The 17530-nt window shown below is 37.2% G+C and carries 13 protein-coding genes; 11 read left to right on the top strand and 2 right to left on the bottom strand.

The genetic code is table 11. The features are described 5' to 3' along the window. The first annotated feature begins 127 nt into the window (after positions 1–127). The 10 genes from AC27KT_RS04725 (at position 128) to AC27KT_RS04770 (ending at position 12848) form a co-directional block, all read left to right on the top strand. Complete coding sequence (locus tag AC27KT_RS04725) at positions 128–1996, top strand: acyltransferase family protein (protein WP_487127825.1); 1869 nt, start codon at positions 128–130, stop codon at positions 1994–1996. 39 nt (positions 1997–2035) lie between these two features. Further along, positions 2036–3454 carry a DUF2264 domain-containing protein gene (locus AC27KT_RS04730; RefSeq protein ID WP_487127827.1) on the top strand — a complete coding sequence of 473 codons (1419 nt, stop codon included), beginning with the start codon at positions 2036–2038 and terminating at the stop codon, positions 3452–3454. A 122-nt stretch (positions 3455–3576) separates the two neighbouring features. Further along, entirely contained in the window at positions 3577–4590 is a 1014-nt protein-coding gene (locus tag AC27KT_RS04735) for a polysaccharide pyruvyl transferase family protein (protein ID WP_487127829.1), read from the top strand. Beyond that, entirely contained in the window at positions 4580–5545 is a 966-nt protein-coding gene (locus AC27KT_RS04740) for a glycosyltransferase family 2 protein (protein WP_487127831.1), read from the top strand. Before AC27KT_RS04735 ends, AC27KT_RS04740 begins: the two co-directional genes overlap by 11 nt. Before the next feature lie 98 nt (positions 5546–5643). Then, complete coding sequence (locus tag AC27KT_RS04745; RefSeq protein ID WP_487127833.1) at positions 5644–6705, top strand: acyltransferase family protein; 1062 nt, start codon at positions 5644–5646, stop codon at positions 6703–6705. A gap of 110 nt (positions 6706–6815) precedes the next feature. Then, a complete protein-coding gene (locus AC27KT_RS04750) occupies positions 6816–8294 on the top strand; it encodes an oligosaccharide flippase family protein (protein WP_487127835.1) in 1479 nt (492 codons plus the stop codon). A 285-nt stretch (positions 8295–8579) separates the two neighbouring features. Then, entirely contained in the window at positions 8580–9191 is a 612-nt protein-coding gene (locus AC27KT_RS04755) for a hypothetical protein (protein ID WP_487127837.1), read from the top strand. A gap of 427 nt (positions 9192–9618) precedes the next feature. Beyond that, positions 9619–10464, top strand: coding sequence for a glycosyltransferase (locus tag AC27KT_RS04760; RefSeq protein ID WP_487127839.1), 846 nt, complete (start codon positions 9619–9621; stop codon positions 10462–10464). Continuing rightward, on the top strand, positions 10461–11672 hold the full coding sequence (locus AC27KT_RS04765) for a glycosyltransferase family 4 protein (protein ID WP_487127841.1): 1212 nt from the start codon (positions 10461–10463) through the stop codon (positions 11670–11672). The genes AC27KT_RS04760 and AC27KT_RS04765 overlap by 4 nt, the downstream gene beginning before the upstream one ends. After that, a complete protein-coding gene (locus AC27KT_RS04770) occupies positions 11673–12848 on the top strand; it encodes a glycosyltransferase family 2 protein (RefSeq protein ID WP_487127843.1) in 1176 nt (391 codons plus the stop codon). Between the two features lie 11 nt (positions 12849–12859). Here the strand turns inward: AC27KT_RS04770 and AC27KT_RS04775 are convergent, their stop codons facing one another. Both AC27KT_RS04775 and AC27KT_RS04780 read right to left on the bottom strand, forming a co-directional pair. After that, a complete protein-coding gene (locus AC27KT_RS04775; RefSeq protein ID WP_487127845.1) occupies positions 12860–13579 on the bottom strand; it encodes a WecB/TagA/CpsF family glycosyltransferase in 720 nt (239 codons plus the stop codon). Between the two features lie 149 nt (positions 13580–13728). Further along, positions 13729–16176, bottom strand: coding sequence for a hypothetical protein (locus AC27KT_RS04780; protein WP_487127847.1), 2448 nt, complete (start codon positions 16174–16176; stop codon positions 13729–13731). Between the two features lie 361 nt (positions 16177–16537). Between AC27KT_RS04780 and pheS the strand changes: the two genes are divergently transcribed. Then, positions 16538–17518 (top strand): phenylalanine--tRNA ligase subunit alpha, encoded by a 981-nt coding sequence (gene pheS / locus AC27KT_RS04785; protein ID WP_015066912.1) that lies wholly within the window; start codon positions 16538–16540, stop codon positions 17516–17518. Positions 17519–17530 lie beyond the last annotated feature (12 nt).

Below are 17530 nucleotides of genomic sequence, written 5' to 3' on the forward strand. Positions count from 1 at the left end.
AATGAACATACTGACTCTAATTCAATTACGAAGGTATGTTTTCTGATAGATTTTAATTTGGGCTAAAAGTATTTTAGAACACTTTATAGACAAAGTCGGTACGCTAAACTCAGAAGGTTTTAAGAAATTGAAAAAAAATGGTTTTATTCCTGAGATACAAGGGTTAAGAGCTCTGGCAGTAATTTCTGTGATTTTATTTCACGTCCAATTTCCTTTTTTATCTGGCGGCTTTGTTGGTGTAGATATCTTTTTTGTAATTTCCGGATTCGTGATAACTCTAATTATCAAAAAAGAAATGTTGACTAAAAATTTCTCAATGAGAACTTTTTTTGTTCGTAGGTTATGGCGAATATTTCCTGCCTTGTTAGCTACAGTTCTAATCACCACGTTGGTATTTTTACCTTTTCTACCCTCAAGTGTTGACGAGAGCTTTTTGAAATCAAGTGTAGCTTCAACATTCGGGGTTGCTAACATTTATTTCTACTTTACTCTAGATTATTTTAGTAGTGGTATTTCTAACCCTCTTCTCCATATATGGTCGCTTGGAGTGGAAGAACAGTTCTATTTGCTTTTCCCGCTTCTGCTAATAGCTTCTAATTTCTATAGAAAGAAAACTGTTTATACATTAGGTATTGTCTTTATTTTATCTTTGACAGCCAGCATTATTACAACCTTTGCTAATCAAAGTGCGGCTTTTTATTTACCATGGTATCGCGCTTGGGAATTTAGTGGAGGAGCGCTTATTGCTTGGTCTGGCTTTCAATGCAGAGCAAAATATAAAGCAAAGTTTCTCTCTTGGTTTGGTTTAATTTCACTAGTCGGCGTTATATTTTTCTATAGCAAAAACTTTATTTTCCCAGGACCGGGGGCTCTATTACCTGTCATCGGCACGATGTGTTTACTGGTAACGACAGGTACCGACACATTTGTTAATTCATTAATGCGCACAAGGTTAATGACTCACATTGGGAATATTTCCTATTCAATGTACCTAGTGCATTGGCCTCTGATTTGCTTGGCAGGTATATTCTTATCGATTGAGAGTTTGTCAGTGGCTGGTCTGTTAATTGTAGCGAGTTATTTCGGGGGGGCTTTGCTCTACTATTTCGTTGAGCTTCCAGTGTTAAACTATTTTCGAAAAAACAAATCAGAGAAATCTCCAGTTTTTATGGCATTTACAATGCCGAGCGTTGCGGTTTTAATCGTGTTTGTAATGCTCGCTTGGAGCATTGCTGTTAACAATTTTTGGTTGAAAAATCCTAGGGCATTTACTTATTTAACAATGAAAGGAACACCAGAGCTGTACCGTTTGAACGAGTGCTTCTTTGTGTCAAAGAAAGTAGGGATAGATGCAGCTTACACGGACTGTATTACCTCGAAAAGTGAAGTCCCGAACATCCTTGTTACTGGAGATAGCTTGTCAGCAAATATTACGAGTTCATTGATCAAGGCGATGCCAGATTTTAATTTTTTGCAAGCAAGTGGAGTTAACTACAAACCAGGAAGGCCGCAAAAATGGAGTGAGAATGCCGTGCTTTTGAACGAGTATGTAGAGTCTGAAATATGGCAAAAAGAAACTTTACCAGAAGTCGTTATTTACTTTGCCATGTGGGAAACTGGAGACTTGCAACACCTAGTAGAAGAAGTGAATAAAGTTAAAGCTTTAGGGAGTAAAGTGATCGTAATTGGGCCGCCAGTGGACTATCTGACCAGCGTTCCAATTTTACAGGGGATTTCCGAAGTTATTGGTCACGATCTAGTTGTAAAACTGAACCGAAAAAATAGAAAAGAGATGGATAGTAAATTCAAAGAAGAGCTTAATGGAGTATCGGATGGTTATTTATCTCTATATCAAACGTTCTGCCCTAGCGAAAAGTGCGTACACATGGGAGATAAGAAAGGTTACTACGTAGATAAGGTTCATTTATCTTATGAAGGTGTAAATGTCTTTATTCCTGAGTTGACAGATATGATTAGAAGATTAAGTGATGGATAGAACAAAATTGACTGTAACATATGTACTAAAGGAAGCACTATGACAGTGGCTAGGTTGAAGTTGTCTGTCAAGCGCTTTTACGATGCGCAAGTATATAAATCTAGAATACCAACTTTTCCGCGAGATAAAGATCTCAAACTACAATCTACGTATTGTTCGGACCAAGCATTTGAAGATAGGGTTGTTCACCTTATAACTTATTTTGTTGACTCATGGGTTCGAAGCACAAGTTTAGATTGCACGCGAGCCTATTTTAAAGGGGCCTTTAGTTACAACGACAGAGACATTGATGCTATTGAAGGCACAACGAGGTTCTTGCCGTTTATAGCTTCAGTATTTATGAATCCGAACTTCAATGTCCCCAGCATTGAAAAAGAAAAAGGCCGCTCACTTGAAGACATGTTTATCAGCGCGATAGTCAACGGTACAGATCCTCTCTCAAAGGGCTATTGGGGGAAAGTAGAAGACTATAGCCAGCTAATTTGTGAGGGAGCGGATGTCGCATTAGCGTTGTGGATAGCCCGCGATAGAGTAATGGAAAGGTTATCGAAACTGCAGAAACAAAACTTATTTGATTGGTTACGACAATGTACTTTGAAAAAAATTGTTGATAATAACTGGCATTTATTCCGTCAAACTATTTTATTAATTCTATCAAAGCTGAATGAAGGTGAAGACTTAGATTCCTCTAGTTATGATAGAATTAAGTCGTTTTATGTTGGGGATGGTTGGTTTAGTGACGGAGTTGGAAAGAACTTTGACTTTTATAACGCTTGGGGTTTTCACTATTCATTATTTTGGTTAACTGAAATTGATAAAAACTATGACAGCGAATTTATCTCAAATGTAAATTTTAAATTTTGTCAGTCATATCAAAAGCTGTTTACTTTGAAAGGTTTTCCTATATTCGGGCGAAGTCATTGTTATCGAACTGCAGCAACCTCTCCCTTAATTGCTTCGATCTTATTAAACAATAATGCAGCGGAAGCCGGAACAGTAAAGCGTATATTCGACCAGCTTTGGAAGTTTATTATTACTAATGGAGGTGTAGCAAATGGTGTTCTTACTCAAGGATATCTAAAGCAAGACTTACGCTTTTTGGACGAATACTCAGGACCTGCTAGTTCTCTTTGGGGGCTGCGAAGTCTAATACTTTTACTACAAATGAAAGACGATAAAGATTTAGTATTAATACAAGACAGCCCACTCGCAATAGAGATAGGTGATTATAAAGAGGAAATAAACAGTATAGGGCTGCAAATTAGAGGTTATAAAAATAAGGAAACAGTAGAAGTAGAATGGTTAGAAAGGTCCACCGTTCCAAAGTCAATCGAACCATATAGTCGAAAAGCTAGGTTGAAGGAGTTTTTGAGCCAACGGCCGCAAAGACCCAAAAATAGTATCTACAAAGAGAAATTAAAGATTTACTCTTCGACATATCCATTTATAGAAGATTAGCTTAACCGGCGTTACATTTCGTATATTCAATGTAGGTTTAACAAAATTGCAGAGTATCTGGGTTAGGCATGCCAGAAAAAATCGTTTACCCAAATAGTTAATAATTTAGAAGGAATCTAATTTTGTCCAAGAAACTGATAGTCGCTGGTTATAATAACTTTAACTTAGGCGATGATTTAATGTTTGCCTCGATAATTAATCAAACAAAATATGATGAATATTTTATGTATGGCCCGATGGTAAAACCTAAATTTGTAGAAAAACAAGTTAAATTTATTAAAAATGGAAGATTAGAAGCAGCACGATGGAAGTTCAAAGCGGATTTTGCTCTTGTCGGCGGAAGTTTATTTATGGGTGACAACGATGTAAACCTCAAAAGGTTTGATTGGAAAACAAAACTTTTCAGACGCAACAAACTATTTGGTGGAAGAAACTTTGTAATTGGTGCAAATTTAGGACCGTATAGTGATAAAGAAGCATATATGAAAAAGCTAAGTGATGTGGCGGGATTTGTAGATTTCTGGCAAGTCAGAGACAACTATTCAGAAAACCTCTTGAGTGAGCTTGGCATAAAAAATGTTGAAGTAATACCAGATGTTGTCATGTCCATGGATATGTCCTCCTATAGAACAAAGTCTGAAAATAGGGCAGTATCAATTTCGGTAACCAAAGTCGAAAAAGATGGAAACCAACGCGTTAAACAAACTGATTTTGAAGACGAGGTAATTGCTTTATCAAAAAGATTTATTAATGAAGGTTATCAAGTAAATCTACTGAGTTTTGAAGACTCTAACGATATTCCAGTAGCACTATCAATAAAAAATAAGGTCAATAGTAATAAAGTTAAAATTGATTCTTACAAGGAAAACAATATTTTAAAAAGAATAGCTGAATCAGAGCTGCTTATATCAACACGGTTTCATTGTATGATAATTGGTGCGTTACTAAACAAAAAACAAATTATTTATGAATATAGCGAGAAAACATCTAATTTTGCGAATAAATATGGTTTTAAAGTATATAAGATAACTGGTAACGCAACGGGTAAAGATTTTTGGCAAACAGGTTTTGGTGAGAAAGAAATTCGTTTATCAAAGTCCTCAATCAAAAATATGGAGAATTTTGATGGAAATTAGCGCTGTAATTCCTTGCTACAACGGCGAGAAGTTTTTAGAAGACGCGGTCGAATCAATCAATCAGCAAACCTATCTTCCAAAAGAGATAGTTATAGTAAATGACGGTTCAATTGATAGCAGTGGCGATATTATCGAGCGGCTCAAAGAATCATCCCGCGTGGAGATTAAAAGTATAAGCCAAGCTAATCATGGTGTTTCGTCTGCTAGAAATGTTGGAATAGCGAACGCATCATATGAATGGGTAGCATTCTTGGATGTAGACGATATCTGGCTGTCTACCATGCTTGAATCAAAAGTAAACTTTGCACGAGAACATGATGGAAATTTAGGTTTAATTTGTTGCAATTATTATGTAGATAATATTGATGATTCTTGTAAAAAACATAATGGTTCTATAAATGCGAAAAGAGCACATGATCGTTTGATAAAGGGAACCGAGTTTCAATCAATTTTGTTGAGGGAGAACTTTATAGGTACGGCAACTACGATGATGTTTAATAGACATAGCGCACTCTTAATAGGCGGTTTTGATAGCCTGATGAAACATTCTGAAGAATTTGACTTTATTTTGAGACTTGGTTGTATTACCGACGTTGCAGTTCTTTCCGAACCGCTTGCTTTGAAGCGCCATCATGGCGAAAATTTAAGTGATGACAAAGAGTTATACTTTTATAGTCACTATTTCTCATGTAAGAAAAATACAATGTATGAAAATAAATACAGTAAGATATTTTTTTCAAAGAATGTGAAGAGGTTGATGCAGTTAGACTTAGAGAAATTCGCTACTGGTTATTGTAACCAAGTATATGAAAAAAACAAAACGTCAGGTTTGATTACTTATGTGAAATTTTTATTTAGAATGAGGACATTAAATGGATTTTCCTTTCATCTAGTAGGATTTATAAAAAAAATGATAAGAACAGTGTCGTTAAACTTGCTAAGAAAAAGAACGTAAAAAAATTATTTTGGTTTTTCAAGTTACATTTATTAGTTTGAATAGAATGAGATAGATATTAAAAAATGTAAAAAAGGCTCACTCATAAGGAATTAATCTTGATAAAGAATTTTGCTTTTAGCCAGTCAACTTCATTGCAAATAAAGTATATTCGAGTTCTTTGCATATATTTCATGATAATTGTACACATACCTCCTTGGATGAAAGAAGCATATATTCCGGATTTCTTTGAGCCAATTAAGATCTTTTTTTACGATATTTTTGGCCGAAGTAGTGTTACAGCACTGAGTTATGTAAGTGGTTTTTTAATATACTTTGGGTTAATAGACAAAAGCTGGCGTACCATCGCCTTCACTAGGTTTAAAAGTATCGTTTTGCCTCTTGTGTTTTGGAACCTATTGATGATTATCTTCAGCGCCGGCATGTTCTATATCAAAGGTTCTTCTTATCCGGGAATGGAGTACATTGCATCATTTGATTTACTTGATTTTTTCTTTAACGGGCTCTTAGCGGTTAATAATAAACCTGCAACAGGAAGTCTTGCTTTTTTACGCGACCTTTTTGTTTGCTCTCTCCTTTCTTACTGCCTTGTATTTGTAATTAGAAAAATTGGCTTTTACGCAATTTTAATAGTATTAGCAATTCATACATTTTACTCTTTTGAGCCTATAGTCATGCGAAGTACAATACTCGTTGCTTTTACAATAGGAATTTATGTTGCACATAAAGTCGGAGAACTGAAAATATCTAGTTGTTTTCGAGCAATTTATATATTAGCACTTGGTGTAGTGGTTTCAGTAGAGTTTTCTATATTAGGTGAAGAATTCTTTTTATACGATACGTTTAAACGAGCTGGGTTGAGTCTTCTCTTTATAGATATTTCTTATGTTCTCGCGCTTAAAACAAAGTCTTCTATATGGCGCGAACGGATAACAAATATTGCAAATATTACATTTTTAGTCTACTTGTCTCATAGCCTAGCATTTTTGTTTTTTTGGGGAGTATGGAATATCTTAATCGCAGATAAAATCACACCAGAATATTTGGTGTTCTTTTTCTTAGTGCCACCTCTTTGGTTTTATATTATTTACAGACTAGCACCATTTTCTAGCTATCTTCCTTTTCCGCTACAAATTCTTATTACGGGAAAAAAGCAATAACATTTGGAATGCTATATAAAGCTTTAAAGCTATTGTTGAGATTTTCGAAAGAGGGTCAAAAATTAACTAGATGTACTACAATATCATTTCAAAGAGAAAAGAGAGTATAAATGACACGAAATCTTATTAATGGAGCAGCGTATAACATTCTAAATATAATGATCCAAATTTTTTTGGGAATGCTTGTTTTCCGTGAAATGTATATTAATTTTGGTGAACATGATTTTGGGATGTGGATGCTTGTTTTTGCCGTAATGACTCAAATCACGCTTTTTGAGTTTGGGTTAGGATCTATAGTGTCTAAATTGACGCCAATTTTAAAAGAAAGTGAAATAAATACAGCTCAATTTTCTACTGCTCTATTCGCAATTTTATTAATAGGTGTTTTTTTCTTTTTGATACTGGCTATTAGTAGTTTTGTATTCAGTCTGTTTCCTGACTTTGCAAAATTCGAAGGAAATATTACTTTAGCAGAACTTGTTTTTTTGATCGGTGCAAATTTCGTTTTTACATTTCAAAGCGTTGCCGCACAGGCTTACTTAAATGGTAAGTTTAAACTTGGCGTTTTAAACTCGATAAAGGTAGTTGTTTCTGTCGTACGCTCCGTCGGAATTTTAATTGGTTTAGGTTACGGATTAGGAATTTTTTTCGTTGGGATTGCGTTTGCTTGCTCTTCATTTTTACAGTTAGCAGCTATGTTGTTAATTTCTCATAAAATTGGTTTGTTCAATGATTTTCGTTTGTCATCGTGCTCTGCTGAGTCATGGAATCAAATAAAATTGTTAGGTAGCAGGTTTATGTTTATAAATATAAATAACTACTTAAGAAATAATGCTGCTGTAGTTGTTTGTGGTTTAGTACTTGGAGCAGTTGCCGTCGTTCCTTTAAGAATCGCTGGGAGGCTTATTGAGATCTATGTTCAACTCTCTGCAGCGCTGATCACAATGTTGACTCCTTATTTTAGTACTTTTAGCGCTAACAATAGTGAGGCTTTGAGAAAGAGTTTTCGAATTAGTCTGCTTGCGTCTTCATCTATGGCTGCGCTCATTTTTATTAACATTTACTTTTTGAGTAGTTGGTTTATAAACCTTTGGCTCGGCGAAGTTCCTGAAGGAACTCTTGATGTTTTAATAATTTTATCCGGAGGCTTTTTACTCGCTAACTCGCAGGGGCCATGCACACCATTAATGATTTCTAAAAATCAAGGCGATAGTATTATGAGCCTTTGCTTAATTGAAATATGTTTAGTCATCATCTTAATTTACCCGATGGTTTTAGCCATTGGAATAATAGGCTCTGCGTATGCAACTGTTATAGCTTTAGTAATCTCTAGAGGAGTTATTCAGCCGGTTCTAGTTTCACGCCTGCTACCAATATCTTTATCTAGTTACTTTATCTCAGTGATTATCCCTATATTAACAGTAATAGTGATTGTCAGTTGCTTATATTATGCTACCAGTTGGTTTGATAATAACATTACTTTCCTACGGGTTGCTTCTTTCATTCTATTACAATTTATAGCTGCAATTGCGCTAGCATTCTTACTCCGTAGATTGTATTTTCGTCGAGACTGCATCCATAACATTTAAAAGAGCTAGTTGTACTGAATATGCTCGATTTAATACTGAATTAGTCAGATGAGTAACTTTTCGTGAGAATAGTTTACCTCAATGCGAAGGATTGAATTATAAACTTACGCTACCTGACTACTAACGTGAGCTCTAATCGAGTGTCAATTTCTTTTACATTTTTGTGTCGAGGATTTTCTAACTAATTGAATAGTAAAGGCAATTTTAGTTGGCTTATATCTTGCTTAATTTTTTGAAGGTAGATTAACAAATTCTATGATTCTATAATATTGAAAGGTTGTTCTTATGAAAAAATTTGTAGCAGTACTGCTATCCTTATACGCTTTCACTGCAAACGCGGCGATAATTGAATTAGATTTTAGTGGCACGTTTACTAATTACAGCAACCAGTTTCTGAAGGGAACCGTTGAGGCGCAAAACGACGGTAAAACACTAAATATGCTTGGTAATAACTGGGTCGCTTTCGAAGGTGTTTATAATATAGATGCGGACACAATTTTAATGGTTACTTTTTCGTCTAGTCAATTGGGCGAGTTACACGGATTTGGTTTTGATAACGACACAGTGTTTGATAACCAAAAGGATTATATAGAAGGGGCTAATCGTTATTTTCAATTTGCTGGATCGCAAACGTTTGGTGTGCAGGATTATAATACATACAAAGTTGCTGGGAACACAGAGACTTTTATTGTTGAAGTTGGTAAATTCTTAACGGGCACATTTAGTCAGTTAGTTTTCATCAATGATCTTGATAATTCAAGTGCAAACGCACAGTCGTCATTCAATATCGCCACTACGGATGCAAGTTTCGTCGAGGTGAGTGAACCGGGTGTTTTTTCTCTCATGCTTATGGCCTTCGCATTAGTATTTGGTTCAAGAAGCACTAAGTTAAGATAAGATTACAAGCTTTTGAAAAGCCACTCGCTTTTGAGTGGCTTTTTTAGTGTTACACTCCCCGTTCTTACATAACGCAAATCAACAAAGAATTTTAAAAAGTCGTATGGATGACCAATCGACTGTTCTTTGATCATCAGGGGGCGATGTAGCCTCTAAACAAATCTGCTTCGCGTCAGTTTAGCTTAAACTTGATGATTTAAAATAGTATTCTAAAAGTATCGAAAGCTAGCCATGTTAAGTGTTTCTAAGTTTAGAAAAGTTAACGAAAAATATTAGAGGGCGCAGTGATACAGCAACAGCAAGCCGAGCCAGAAACCTTTTTGATATTGAAAGAAAGCTATCATAAATTAAGGAATGACAGGTTCAGATTCTGATAGCATTCTCATTAGTAATCTGCTTGCTACAAAACTCGAATTAAGGATAAAGCTTGTTAGTTTCAGTTTATATTACAACCTACAATAGGCGAATGCTTCTTGAAAGAGCTATAGAATCAGTCTTAAATCAAACTCACTTGTCAATTCATTTAATAGTAGCCGATGATGGCTCAACAGACGGCAGTCAAGAATACCTAATGGAAATGCATGAGCAAGGTATATTAACCGCAATCCTCAACACATCTGGTAAGTCAAAAGGAGCGTGTTACGGTCGTAATAAAGCAATTTCGATGGCTAAAGGGGAATTTATATCTGGGTTAGATGACGACGATTACTTTGAACCGTGGCGAATAGAAACATTTATTAAGAAATGGCAAGAATATACAGTAAATAAAAAAGTATTTTCTGCCCTGTTTGATAGTGTTGTAGAGCATAGAAAAAGTGGTCCAGTAGCGTGTTATGATACCAAAGTAGCTACTTACCAGAAGTTGAGAAAAGGTAATGTAGTTGGTAACCAAGTGTTCACCAAAACTTCTTATTTGAAAGCGGTAGGAGGCTTTGATGAACAGATGCCAGCATTACAAGATTGGGATACTTGGTTGCGGTTATCTAATCAATACGGAGATATCTTGAATGTAAACTCTCGTTCTTATATCCAAATTCAGAACCACGAAGGCGAGAGAATAACTGGCAAACCTGCCGACAAGATTCGTTTCGCATTCAATCGATTGATGAATAAGCTTCAGCCATTAACTCGCTCTGAAGAGTCACATTTGTTAGCTACTATGTATAGTGGTTACCCTCAAACCGATATCAGAATTTCCGAACTTTATAAAATATTCATGGGTGGCCATTTTAGAAAGGTAGCTCAAGTCGTTAAAAGGACTTTACTTAAATGAAGATTCTTTATCTTATTAATCAGTACCCTAAAGTAAGCCATACCTTTATTAGACGAGAAATAATGTCGCATGAAGAGAATGGTATAGAAGTTTTAAGGGTTGCTATGCGTTCTGATGATCCGAACGACATGAGCGAAATTGACTACGCAGAGTATAAGCAAACTCATTATGTACTCCAACAGCCCAAGTTTGAATTATTGAAGCACGTTTTTAGTGCAATTTCAGAAAACCCAAAAGGTTTTTTTAAAGCTTTAAAAGTGTTATTCAAAATGCACTCCGCATCAAAGCAAAGTTTTTTAATCCACTTAATCTATTTGGTGGAAAGTTGCAACGTTGCGAAAGTTTGCAGAGAAAGTGAGGTAGACCACATACACGCGCACTTTGGTACCAATCCGGCCGAAGTAGCTATGTACACAAGCATCATTAGCGGCGTACCTTATAGTTTTACCGTTCATGGGCCTGAAGAGTTTGACAAACCTTTAACACTTAATCTAAATCAAAAAATAAAATACGCTAGTAAAGTGATAGCGATAACTAATTATTGTAAATCGCAGCTTTTTCGCTGGGCTGATTATGATGATTGGCGGAAAGTGGGCATTGTCCATTGTGGTCTTGAAGAAAACTTTTTTCACGAGCAAACTCTAAACTCGAAAAGGGAAGGGGATGAATACCGTTTTTTATGTATAGGTCGTTTATGCGAACAAAAAGGTCAACTACTGTTATTAGAGGCATTTTCTCGCTTTATTAACGCTGGCTTTAAGGCACACCTTACTTTAGCGGGTGATGGCGAAATGCGAGTAGAAATAGAGTCTTTCATTAAGCAGCACAATCTGCAAGGTAATGTAACCATAACGGGTTGGGTTGATAGCATCGAAATTAAAGAGTTACTAAGTAAAAGTGACGCAATGCTGTTACCTAGTTTTGCCGAAGGTTTACCCGTGGCTATTATGGAGGCTATGGCTACAGGTGTGCCTGTCATTAGTACGGCTATTGCAGGCATACCAGAGCTTGTAGTCGATAAGGTTACAGGCTTTTTGGTGTTTCCTGGTTCCGTTGCTTCACTCGAAGACGCATTAGTAGCGTTTACCAAAATGAGTCAAGGTAAGTTAGATGCGGTTCGAAAAAGAGCTTTCGAAGCGGTGAAGAAAGAACATAATATAACGACAGAAGCTGAAAAATTAGCTGTGCTGGTTGGAGCAAAAGAATAAATGATTCTACTAGATATTGTTTTCTTTATCGTGGCTTTTGTATCAGCCTTTCTTTCTTTACAGCTATTTCTAGGTCTTCGAAACAGTAACTCGGTTGAAGTAAACAACAGTAACAATACTCTGCCATGCGTGGTCCTAATTCCGGCACATAATGAGGAGTTAGGTATTGCAAAGACAATAATGTCTGCAAGAAAAGAGGTTAAAGAAGGCGACTTGATATTGGTTGTCGCAGATAATTGTTCAGACAGTACGGCTGCTGTTAGTCGAGATGCTGGAGCTATCTGCATCGAACGTACTAATTTAGAATTAGTAGGTAAGGGTCATGCATTGCAATACGGGGTCGATTACTTAACAAAAAATGATGTTGAGTTTGCTACCGTTGTTGTTATGGATGCTGATTGCTTGTTTGGTGAAAGGAGTCTACATACGTTACTAACTGCGTCACAAACGAAAAATTGCGTAGCGCAGGCGCTTTATTTAATGAGATCGCCGAATAAAGACAACATAAAGCTCAATATCAGTGAGTTTACTTGGCTGATAAAGAATTGGGTGAGACCATTAGGCCAAAAAAGGCTAGGAATCAGCTGCCATCTTCAAGGTTCTGGTATGGCTTTTCCAAAGACAGTCTTAAATAAATACTCTTTAGCGTCTTCTAGTATTGTTGAAGACCTTGAGCTAGGTTTGCACATAGTGCGAGGGGGGGAAGAAGTGACTTTTGTTCCCCGTGCTTTAGTGACGAGTGAATTTCCTGAGAATAATGAAGGGCTCGAAAACCAACGAAAGCGTTGGGAACATGGCCATCTATCTGTTGTAAAGAAAATGCCAAGTATGATGCTGCAAGGCCTGAAAAAGCTAAACTTCAGGTTGTTTTTTCAGGCATTAGATGCAGCAATTCCCCCAACTATTATGTGGATAATACTCACAATTCTTACTTTAGTTGTCTCGTTTATCGCTGCAATTTTCGACGGTTTTTATTGGTCTGCAGTCATAGGGATGTGTATCTCTGTTTTTGCTTTAGCAATTGTCTGTGTATGGTTTAAATATGGGAAAAAAATATTACCACCAGCACAACTAAAAGGCATGATTCCTTTTGTGCTAGGCAAATTCAGTGTTTATCGCACTTTTGTTTCAAACCGAGAGAAGAACTGGGTGAGAACGAAGCGGGACAATGAATGATTAGGTTGATATCAACCTAATCTTTCTTGTTTCATATTTTTCCGTAATATCCAGAAAAACTTCGGTATACCTATAGCATATCTATTAAATAATCTAATTGGCTCATTCATTAAACGATAAAGCCATTCCAAATTAAGTTTTCTAAAAATAGAGGGGGCGCGCGTAAAACGGTTTGCAATGAAATCAAATATGGCGCCGCCGTTCACTACAACCAATGGATTTTCATAGTTGTGCTGTAGGAATGCTGAAAAGTACTCTTGCTTCGGCATACCCATGCCCAGTATTAATATTTCGGGTTGATGTGCCTCTACAAACTCAAACATTTTTTCGTTACTTTGAAAGCCATCCATAAAAGCTTTAACATTGTGACCGTTTGATTTATAGATTGATGCAGCTTGCTCTATGTAAGGAGACTCTGTTCCGATAAAACATACTGACTTCCCTTTGAAACGGTCTAAGATTAACGGTATTAAATCGGTACCGTTAGCGTTATAGCCAACGGGCTTGCCGTATTTTTTTAATAGTATTTTTGCGCCAATACCATCTCTGAACAGTATGCTAGCGTCTAGTAAACAATCTCTGAACTTACTGTTTTTATTGGCCATTGTATAGGCGTGGGCATTAATAAACGAAATCACGCTAACACTATCGTTTTTTAGCTCGTGACCTACTGCTTTTAATGCTTGCTCTTCTGCTTGTGTAGGGCTAATTTTTTCGGCAATACATTTCATTAGATAGCATCTCATTACACAGATATTCATGTACTGAATATCTTACTATTATCTTTTAACATAATCGAACTACTTACTGTAGTGGAAGGTGTTTTTCGCCACAAAGCTCAAACACTATTCTTCTACCAAAACTCAACTTTTAAAATATGTCAGTTTGCGCAGCCTTGATAACTCTGTAGCTTTGAAACCTCTATTCTAATTACCGAACTAACCTGCTGAAGAATATATACGTACTCACCACCTTCTGTGAACTCAATATCGACTGCCCCGCTTTCGTTTGATAGCAGGCAAGTTATATCAATCCAGTCTTCTTCATCTTGTTTTTTTAGTAGTAGTTTTCCATTTGGCTCAGCGCTCCAGTCAATTGCACCTGCTAGTGTGATTGAATGGTCGGGAGCTTCTTTAATTGTCATGAAGGCTGATGCAGACGGTATTTTAACCAATTCAGTAAAAGATTCATTGGTTTCATCAAATCTATAGATTACAGCTCCTCGCATTGAGCCCAGTAAGTGCAATGTATCCTCTATAACCTGCAGTTCAAAAGCCCACAACCCAATTGGAGCATTAATTGTTTTGACCAATGTTCCAGTGTTGATATCATGGAAATAAAGTTTCTTTTGTTCATCTATGTGAAAAGAAACCAAATAATTTTGATATTCCGTGAATGCACGATAAACACGATTTTTTTCTGTAGAGAATAGTTTTTGGCTAGTACTTTCTTGAATGTCATTATCACTATCAATTGAAGAGTAATTTAATTTATACAGTCCGCCGTTATCGGATCCGTCCTTATATACAAAAATATCATCGCCTAGCACAAGCTTTCTTGAGTAGCTTTGTCCCCAAAAAGTAGTTGTATCTTGTCTTGACTCTGAGTCATCAATTTTTTGAACATTTCGAAACTTGTTCTCTGAATCAGCCGATAGCAGATAGTCTTGCGACAGGTTCCATGGTGAAAGTGTGGCAAAAACACCTTCTGCGTTACTGTCAACAGACCATGCATGGCCAGCTAACAACCAGTCTGATGATTTTCGTGGGAAAATGGGCGTGAATTTATTCGGCCTATCTAACGGCATTGATACTAGGCCGTTGTCCATAGCGGTTATATATAGAGTATTGTTGGCTATATGAATATCGGTACCTACAAAATTGCTAGCATCATATGATTTCTCATAAAACTGATTAGAATTGATATCATACGCGTATATTCCCCAATAATCGCCAAACCATATTTTACCTTTTACATTGTGCGGCATACCAATTGGTTTAGTCATTGATTTCCGCCATTGTCTGTAGGGGAGTGACCTGTCGTAAACAATATTAACCTTCGAGCCTATGGACAAACCAGAAGGCTCTGCAGTTAGTTCATGAATAGTAGCGTTCCACTGCCCTCCGAGTGCTACAAAGTGCTTACCAGTTGGGCTCGAGTCTATTAAAACGTTCACAATGCTTTTATTATTTAGCTCTATATTGACGTTGGCAAAAGAGCCAAATTCGTAGATGCCGTTTTGAGTGAACACTAAAGGCTCTGAGTCGTTACTTAATTTTGCTATACGCAAAATGTTTTTGGGAAACGTATATTCAAGAGTATGGCTACCATCAAACATATCTATTCTGTAAAGTTTATTATCGTTAAAACCATAGATGTAGTTGTTATCTTCTTCACTGAAGTAAACACCTTTTAATTTGCTTAACGAGAGATGTTTCCTCGATACACTGCCTTGCTCATCTATACAGCCGAGCCTTGCTTCAAGTGCTGCAAAGCAAGTAGTACCATTTGCTGAAGTTGAATGCAGTTGAAGCGTCGTATTTCGGTATGTATTTAACGCTAAACCTACAGGTGACCACACATTATCCTCACCGAGCTTTAGTATCTGCTTTTTTGTTGCAGCAAGGAGAGAATTGTTGTGAACAAGAAGGCCTGTGATATTGTAATTAGTAAGCCCTTTAACAACAGGGTACCAATGAGGGCGCTCGTGTCTCCAAACACCAGTTACGTCGGATGACGCGTATATGTCGCCGTTATATTCAACGACACTACTAAACGCGCCGCTGCCTCCCCAGCCAATCCTCATAATATCCGGATTTTCGCCAGCTGCGGTTGCGTGCAGAATAGTGGAGGGGTCCAAATTATTAATTACAGCAAGCTCGAGTAATTCATCTACATCATAAACGCCGTATTTTGTGAGATTAGTCGCAATCGATTTAGCGTGATCAGGAAAAAGGGTGAATAACGTTTGAACTTTTTGGTTTTTTACCGATTGATTTTCGCCATTTAATAGTGACAGACGTTCAAAGTTTTCATTACTAACTGCAGACAGAAGCCCTTCATTAAACAATGCTATAGATGCTTCTATTTGAGTAGTTGTAAGCTTACTTGTACTATTTGATTCTGCGACATTAGAAATAATTTCGGCTAGTTGTAATTCGTTAACGTCAGAATCGGTATTTATCGATGATAAGATCCTATCTCCCATTTGTTCGCTTTTACTATGGTTGACCTGTTGCGTAAAACTGCTACAAGAGGCCAGAAACACCAACACAGAAAGAGAAAAAAAAAGCTTCGATAGAGTAAGAAAAACAATTTGGACTTTCATTTGAAATTCCTTTCTTGTATGGATGATGATAAATAGAAGCAGCCTAGATTCGAACCGCTTACTATAAGAGCTGCTGAGATACGACGAGTGTCACGGAAGGCCTTCGAAAACCAACATCAAAAGTCTAGTTATTTACGGGGATGTTCACAAGCTAATTTGAATTCTAAAATATATAAATCTTTATTGCTTTGTTTGTTAAAGGCATTTTGTTTTCTAAATTTTCGCCATTATCAGCTATATAGGGTAGCGGTAATGTCAGTCACTCGTGTAAACTACCGCTTTTATTTCAGGCAAGCCTTAGCGCACAGAATAATTCTTCCTATGCTTTGGCCATGCAGTCATCATGTAAATTGAGGAAAACATGGAGCTTGACGCTATTATCAATCAGGCACAAAGCCAGATTGACGCTGCACAAGATGCAGCCACATTAGACCAAGTTAGGGTCGAATTCATGGGTAAGAAAGGTAAACTTACCGACTTACTTAAAGGGCTTGGAAAGTTATCGAACGAAGAACGTCCTGCCGCGGGCCAAAAGATTAACCAAGCTAAGCAAGTTATTCAGCAAGCTATCTCTGCAAAAGGTGAGTTTTTACGCACTGAAGAGCTAAACAAAAAGCTAGCTGAAGAAGCTATTGATGTAACTTTGCCTGGTCGCACTGAAAAGCCAGGAAACTTGCATCCGGTAAGCCGCACGATTGCGCGTATTGAATCTTTCTTTGGCGAGCTTGGCTTTTCAGTTAAGACTGGCCCTGAAATTGAAGATGGTTTTCACAACTTCGATGCACTGAACATTCCTGCGAATCACCCAGCGCGTGCCGACCACGATACCTTTTATTTCAACCCAGACATGATGCTTCGTACGCAAACCTCTGGTGTTCAAATTCGTACTATGGAAGCGGAAAAGCCACCATTGCGTATTATCTCGCCAGGGCGCGTGTATCGTAACGACTACGATCAAACTCACACGCCAATGTTCCACCAAGTGGAAGGTTTGATGGTTGATAAGAACGTTAGCTTTACCGACCTTAAAGGTATTTTGCATGACTTCCTACATCACTTCTTTGAAGAGTCACTAGAAATTCGCTTCCGTCCGTCTTACTTCCCGTTCACTGAGCCTTCAGCTGAAGTAGACGTTATGGGTAAAAACGGTCAGTGGCTTGAAGTATTGGGCTGCGGCATGGTGCACCCAAATGTACTTAAAGCTGTGGGTATCGACCCAGAAGAGTACACAGGTTTTGCCTTTGGTATGGGCGTAGAGCGCTTAACTATGCTTCGTTATGGTGTTAACGACTTGCGCGCGTTCTTTGAAAACGATCTTCGTTTCCTTAAGCAGTTCAACTAAGGCAGAGAGTAC

It is taken from the genome of Alteromonas sp. 5NW40-0090 (assembly GCF_057552975.1).

Excerpts from the sequence above, each read along its gene's own strand:
- AC27KT_RS04730 (WP_487127827.1), top strand. The coding sequence starts at position 2,036 with ATGACAGTGGCTAGGTTGAAGTTGTCTGTCAAGCGCTTTTACGATGCG.
- AC27KT_RS04740 (WP_487127831.1), top strand. The coding sequence starts at position 4,580 with ATGGAAATTAGCGCTGTAATTCCTTGCTACAACGGCGAGAAGTTTTTA.
- AC27KT_RS04750 (WP_487127835.1), top strand. The coding sequence starts at position 6,816 with ATGACACGAAATCTTATTAATGGAGCAGCGTATAACATTCTAAATATA.
- AC27KT_RS04755 (WP_487127837.1), top strand. The coding sequence starts at position 8,580 with ATGAAAAAATTTGTAGCAGTACTGCTATCCTTATACGCTTTCACTGCA.
- AC27KT_RS04765 (WP_487127841.1), top strand. The coding sequence starts at position 10,461 with ATGAAGATTCTTTATCTTATTAATCAGTACCCTAAAGTAAGCCATACC.
- AC27KT_RS04770 (WP_487127843.1), top strand. The coding sequence starts at position 11,673 with ATGATTCTACTAGATATTGTTTTCTTTATCGTGGCTTTTGTATCAGCC.
- AC27KT_RS04775 (WP_487127845.1), bottom strand. The coding sequence starts at position 13,579 with ATGAAATGTATTGCCGAAAAAATTAGCCCTACACAAGCAGAAGAGCAA.
- AC27KT_RS04780 (WP_487127847.1), bottom strand. The coding sequence starts at position 16,176 with ATGAAAGTCCAAATTGTTTTTCTTACTCTATCGAAGCTTTTTTTTTCT.
- pheS (WP_015066912.1), top strand. The coding sequence starts at position 16,538 with ATGGAGCTTGACGCTATTATCAATCAGGCACAAAGCCAGATTGACGCT.